The organism is Marinobacterium weihaiense (genome assembly GCF_019061305.1).
Classification (GTDB): domain Bacteria; phylum Pseudomonadota; class Gammaproteobacteria; order Pseudomonadales; family Balneatricaceae; genus Marinobacterium; species Marinobacterium weihaiense.
This window is the reverse complement of the sequence record NZ_JAHQZT010000073.1, coordinates 1-849: the sequence shown is the minus strand read 5'-3', so window position 1 is coordinate 849 and position 849 is coordinate 1. Positions and strand designations below refer to the sequence as shown.

At 51.8% G+C, this 849-nt stretch carries 1 protein-coding gene; it reads right to left on the bottom strand.

Going from position 1 to position 849, the window contains the following annotated elements:
* Positions 1–815: ISAs1 family transposase (locus KTN04_RS16630; RefSeq protein ID WP_217336339.1), on the bottom strand; the 815-nt coding region annotated here is incomplete at its 3' end.
* Positions 816–849 lie beyond the last annotated feature (34 nt).

Sequence of the window (849 nt, the reverse complement as noted above, 5' to 3'; positions counted from 1 at the left end):
TGCTCCAGCATCTCCTGTCCCTCTTTGCTGAGGCTGTAGCGCGTCGCCATTCCGACCGTTTTCAAACCGGGCCAGTTGGGTAAATCCTCAACCTCACAGGCACTCAGAACATGATACTCCCGGTATTCATGGCGACCATGCCCACTTTCTATTTGGCGATATCCTTCCTCACCCGCCAGAGGCGTTAATGCGGAACGAATGGATTGATACAGCGTCTTTTGATTGCCTTTTACCGCCAGCAAATAGTCACCACGCTGGTCAAGAACTGTCTGTGCAATGGCTTTTTGACATCCCATGGCATCCAGCGTCACCAAGCATCCTTCTAACTCCAGCAGAGACAAAAGTTCAGGAATGGCTTTGATCTCATTGGACTTTTCTTCAGTCTTCAGCTGTCCCATGACGACACCGTTAGCGGTTGCAAACGCACTGACCATGTGAATGGCGGACTGCCGATCACTCGGGCGATAGGAGCCTCTCAGCGTTTTGCCATCGACGGCGATTACCTGGCGTTCGCTGTGTACTTCAGTATCCTTCATCCATTGGATAAAGCACGTCTGAAGCGCTTCGGGATCGATTCGGCTCATGACGCGCGCAATGGTATCGTGCACCGGGATGCCATTTTCAAAGTCTCCATAGCCCTGTAGCCAATCCAGTCGGGCATGACCAAAGTCTTCGATCTCCTCCCAGCCTTCACAACCTGCAATAACTGCTGTGATCGTCAGAAAGAGGATATCGAACAGCGGGTAGGTGACTTTGGCGGCTTGACGTACATCGGGGATCTCAGACAGGTGCTGGGCAAGAACATTGAGGCTCATCGTCGTCATCACAAAAGCCAGTATCTGATCACAA